The organism is Herminiimonas sp. (assembly GCF_030645555.1).
Classification (GTDB): Bacteria; Pseudomonadota; Gammaproteobacteria; order Burkholderiales; family Burkholderiaceae_D; genus Oxalicibacterium.
The window spans coordinates 1-4,744 of the sequence record NZ_JAUSME010000309.1; the positions used below are offsets into that span (position 1 = coordinate 1).

General features: G+C 57.5%; 7 protein-coding genes. All 7 read right to left on the reverse strand.

All coding sequences use genetic code 11. The features are described 5' to 3' along the window. Positions 1-953 (reverse strand): PotD/PotF family extracellular solute-binding protein (locus Q7T06_RS11620; protein ID WP_304784826.1); only part of this gene is annotated, 953 nt, incomplete at its 3' end. A 20-nt stretch (positions 954-973) separates the two neighbouring features. Next, on the reverse strand, positions 974-1,756 hold the full coding sequence (locus Q7T06_RS11625; protein ID WP_304784828.1) for an ABC transporter permease: 783 nt from the start codon (positions 1,754-1,756) through the stop codon (positions 974-976). Continuing rightward, complete coding sequence (locus Q7T06_RS11630; protein ID WP_304784830.1) at positions 1,749-2,669, reverse strand: ABC transporter permease; 921 nt, start codon at positions 2,667-2,669, stop codon at positions 1,749-1,751. The genes Q7T06_RS11625 and Q7T06_RS11630 overlap by 8 nt, the downstream gene beginning before the upstream one ends. Next, positions 2,662-3,762, reverse strand: a complete 1,101-nt coding sequence (locus Q7T06_RS11635) for an ABC transporter ATP-binding protein (RefSeq protein WP_304784832.1) — start codon at positions 3,760-3,762, stop codon at positions 2,662-2,664. Before Q7T06_RS11635 ends, Q7T06_RS11630 begins: the two co-directional genes overlap by 8 nt. Positions 3,763-3,882: 120 nt before the next feature. After that, on the reverse strand, positions 3,883-4,260 hold the full coding sequence (locus Q7T06_RS11640; RefSeq protein WP_304784834.1) for a hypothetical protein: 378 nt from the start codon (positions 4,258-4,260) through the stop codon (positions 3,883-3,885). After that, positions 4,251-4,397: a hypothetical protein gene (locus Q7T06_RS11645; RefSeq protein WP_304784836.1), complete on the reverse strand. Its 147-nt coding sequence runs from the start codon at positions 4,395-4,397 to the stop codon at positions 4,251-4,253. The genes Q7T06_RS11640 and Q7T06_RS11645 overlap by 10 nt, the downstream gene beginning before the upstream one ends. Before the next feature lie 201 nt (positions 4,398-4,598). Beyond that, positions 4,599-4,744, reverse strand: a 146-nt coding sequence (locus tag Q7T06_RS11650) for a DUF924 family protein (RefSeq protein ID WP_304784838.1), incomplete at its 5' end; no start/stop codon positions are given.

A 4,744-nucleotide genomic window follows, 5' to 3' on the forward strand; every position in this document is an offset into this window, starting at 1 on the left:
GCAATCTCCGGCTTGATGTAGGGTAAGGCGGCGCTGTTCGGGTTGCCAGTGCCTATCATATTGGTCAATTCGGCTGAATTTTTACCGTCAAGGACGAGGTTGATGAATTGATGCGCCAGGTCTGCGCGCGGCGCATCTTTCGGGATCACCAGGCTGTCGAGCGACATCGCCGCGCCTTCCTTCGGCAAGGCGTGACGGATGCGGAACTTGCGGCCGGCTTTTTGCGCATCGATATCGGCCTGGAAAATATCGCTGGAATAACCATGCACCAGCCAGATATCGCCTACCGTCAGCCCCTTGATATAGCTGGTGCCGTTGAAAGACGCCCAGTAAGGCTTGGCTTTCAGGATCAGGTTCTTGGCTTCCTGCCAGTGTTTTTCATCGATGTCGTTGACCGAGTAGCCCAAATACTTCAGCGCAGCGGCCATCAATTCATTGGCTGAATCCAGCACCGTGATCTTGCCCTTGAGCTTGGCCAGTATTGCCGGATCGAAAATCGCAGCCCAGCTATCGACCGTGATGCCCAGCTCTTTCATTTTCTGCTCGTTATAGCCTATCAATGTGATCGTGTAGGCATACGGCACCGAGTACTGGTTGCCCTTGTCGAAATCGGTATTCAGGTATTGCGGGTTCAGGTTCTTGAAGTTGCCCAACTGCTTCTTGTCAATCGGCTGCAAGGCGTTTTGCTTGATCAGCGATTGCAGCGCATTCCCGGTCGGCACGATCAAGTCATAGCCTTTGGCGCCGGCCGCCAGCTTGGCCAGCATTTCCTCGTTATCGCCGTAATAGCTTTGCACCAGCTGGCATTTGCATGATGCTTCAAAGCGCTGCACCGTTTCGGCCGCAATGTAATTGTTCCAGTTGTACAGGTGCAGCTTGTTTTGCGCCTGCGCCGAAGTGGAGGTAGAAACGGCAAGTAACAGCAAGGAAGCAATAGCGAATAATTTTTTCATGGCGAGTCCAGAGAAAAGAATCAGGAACGGAAGGCGTTGGGCGTCAGTTTGGAAGCAATCACGATCAGAAGCAAGGTCAAGGCCATCAACAAGGTAGAGACGGCATTGACTTCCGGCGTCACCGCGATCTTGATCATCGAATATATCTGCAGCGGCAAGGTCGAGGTATTCGCGCCAGCAGTGAAGAAGGTAATCACGAAATCGTCTATGGATAGCGTGAACGCCATCAGCGCACCCGCCACCACGCCCGGCATGATCAGCGGCAAGGTAATCCGGCGGAAGGCTTGCCACGGCGTGGCGCCGCAATCGCGCGCGGCTTCGGTCAGGCTTTCATCCATCCCGCTCAAGCGCGAACGCACGACGATCGCGACAAAGCCGAGGCTGAAGGCGATATGCGCCAGCGTCACCGACAACATGCCCAGGGTCAGGTTCAGCATCACGAAAAAAATCAGCAGCGATACGCCGACCAGGATTTCCGGTATCGCGATCGGCGTCAGCACCAGCACTTGCAGCAAACGTATCTTGTAGCGATGCAAGGCAAACCCCGCCATCGTCCCCAGCAGCGTAGACACGGCACTCGACACCAGCGCAATGATCAGCGAATTGCCGGCGGCGCGCAGCATCTCGTCATTGGCAAACAGTTTGCGATACCAGTCCAGCGTGAAGCCTACCCACTCGGCATTGAGGCGCGAATCGTTGAATGAATACACGACGACGATCACCAGCGGCAGATACAGGAAGGCATAGACCAGCACTGCCGCTGCCGTCAGCCAGAGCGAATTTTTTGACGCGCCCTTATGCATGCGCCCTCCTGCGCGGCCGTGCCAGCAAAGCGGCCAGGCCGGCCGCCGCCAATGCCGCCACTGTCAGCATGATGGATAGCACGCTGCCGAAAGGCCAGTCGCGCGAATCGAGGAATTGCTGCTTGATCACATTGCCTATCATGATGCCGCCGGTGCCGCCGAGCAGGTCGGACACCGCAAATATCCCGAGCGCCGGAATGAAGACCAGCGCCGCACCCGCATACACGCCGGGCAGCGACAAGGGGAACGTCACGCGCCAGAAACGCTGCCATGCGCCCGCGCCCAGATCCTGTGCCGCATCGAGCAAGGCAGGATCGTGCTTTTCCAGATTCGCATACAGCGGGAGCACCATGAAAGGCAGGTGCACATAGACGAGGCCAACGATCACCGCAAAGGCACTGTAGAGCAGCGTCACGGGCGCGAAGCCGAACACGTCCAGCACTGCATTCAAGCCGCGCGTCAATGCCGATTGCGGCCCCAGGATAATCATCCATGCATAGATACGGATCAGGAAGTTGCTCCAGAACGGCAGGATCACCAGCAGCACCAAAAGGTTGCGCCACTTCTGCGGGCTGCGCGCGATCAGCAGCGCCAGCGGATACGCCATCAGCAGACAAACCAGCGTCGTGATGATCGCAAACAGCAGCGACTTCAGGAAGATCGCCGTATAGACAAAGTCGCTGAAAAACGGCGTGAAACTTTCCAGCGTCAGGTCGAGCGCGCCGGCATCATCGAACAGCGGCGCCAGCCCGCCGTAATCGCCGGGATAGCGGAATGCCGCGAACGCCATGATCAGCGTAGGCACCGCAAAAAAGAAGATCAGGTACAGCAGCGGCGGCCCGCTGATCAGCCAGCGCGCCAGCGATGGCTGATCGCGCTTTTGCGACGCAGTTGCTGTCCCGGTGTCAGCCATGGCTGGCTAGCGCGATGAAATGTCCGGCATCGACGCGCCACGCAACATCGACGGCATCGCCGACTTCAAACAGGCGCGGCCGGCCGATCGCAGAATTGGCCAGCAGCGTTTCTATCCGCACGCCGCCTTCGGTCTCGACGATATAGACGGTGACGCCGCCCATGTAGAGCAATTCTTTAACGTAACCGTCAAAGTGATTTTCATCCGCCACGCCGCTGACGATTTCGGCGCTGACCTGGGTCTTCTCGGGACGCAGCGCTATCGTGCCCTGGCTGCCGACCACCGCATCCGGCGCTGCCACAGCCTTCACGGCACCCATGCCGGGCACGTCCAGCAACATCGTGTTGCCTTCTATCTGCGTGACGGTGCCATCGAACAGATTGCAGGTGCCGATGAAGTCGGCGACGAAGCGGCTCTTCGGGTAACTGTAGATGCGCGCAGGTTCGTCTAGCTGCTCGACCTGACCCTTGTTCATCACCGCAATCCGGTGCGACAGCGCAAGCGCCTCGGCTTGATCGTGGGTGACATAGATGAAGGTGATGCCGACTTCCTTTTGCAGGTTGATCAATTCAATCTGCATCTGTTCGCGCAATTGCGCATCCAGCGCCGACAGCGGCTCATCGAGCAGCAGCAGCCTGGGGCGCGTCACCAGCGCGCGCGCAATCGCCACGCGTTGCCGCTGTCCGCCGGACAATTCATGCGGCCAGCGCGCAGCAAAACCGGAGAGCCGCACATCGTCCAGCGCTTCCTCGATTTTCTGTTTGATTTCAGACTTCGGTGTGTTTGCCATTTCGAGCGGGAACGCGATGTTCTGCGCCACCGTCATGTGCGGGAACAAGGCGTAATTCTGGAACACGGTGCGCACCGCGCGCGACTCCGGCGGCACGCCGCTCAGGTCGATGCCATCGAGCAGGATCTGGCCCGCATCCGGCGCATCGAAACCGGCAATCATGCGCAACAGCGTCGTCTTGCCGCAACCGGAAGGACCGAGCAGCGTAAAGAATTCGCCAGCCTCGATGGAGAGGCTGATGTTGTCGACTACCGTGTTGTCGCCGAAACGACGGCTGAGGTTGCGAATTTCGAGGAGCGCCATCTTGTCCTGGGGCTGGTCTGCAAGGGATTATGGGGAATGAAAAAACCGCGGCAATTGTAGCAAATAGTGCGGCTGATTCCCAACAAGGAGGCGTGCCGACATGGGCGCACGATCTTCCAGCTATTCGTAGCCGGAAAAGCGGATGCCCAGCTTGCGCTCCATGCTTTCCCCCAGGCGCGGGCCCATGCCGGGCAGCAGCGAACGCAGGATGCGCGGGAATTCATGCAAACCCGCCCTCATTTCCTGTTCCATCTTCCGGCCTGCGTGCGCATCCATCCCGCTCGCCAGCGCCGCCCTGCAGCGCACGACTGAACCGACTATGTTATCGGCCAGGTTATCCAGCCCCTCGTCGCAGGTATCCCTTAACAGCGCGATCAAGTGATCGTAAGTGATCAACAATTCCATCAGTTCCGCTTCCGCCGTTTTTTCCGGGGCGGTGCGTGGAATGGCGCGTTTGAAAGGCAATACATTATTGCCGCCGGAATTTTTCACAGACATGGCAAGTCCCCCTTGCCGCAGCCGTAAGGACTGCGCAGAGCAAGGAAGCCGCCAGCCGCGATCGAAAAACCAATGTTCCCGATTGCGGAGCTGTCGCCGTAGCGGCGAGCCGGATTGCGAATTTCGAGGTGCGTCATCTTGTCTTGGGCTAGCTTGCAAGGGGTTACAGGTAATGAAAAGTCCAGGATAATTGAAGCAAATAGCGGACCTGATTTATAAGGCAATGATGCCCCAAAATAGAGCGCATGCTCTCCCATCCCGAGAGAGGTAAAGACAAGCTGAGTCTTATCTATTCGCCTTTTTGTTTTCTACTGCCCCACTTTAATTTCGATGACACTTTAAAACCCGGCCCCATGCTCCTTTAAAAATTCGATTTCTTCCGGCGTCAACAGCCGCCCAAGAATCTGATTTCTGGATGGATAACGCCCAAAGCGATCAATGACAGCCTTGTGCTTCAATTCGAACTCATAGTTGGACGATGGCG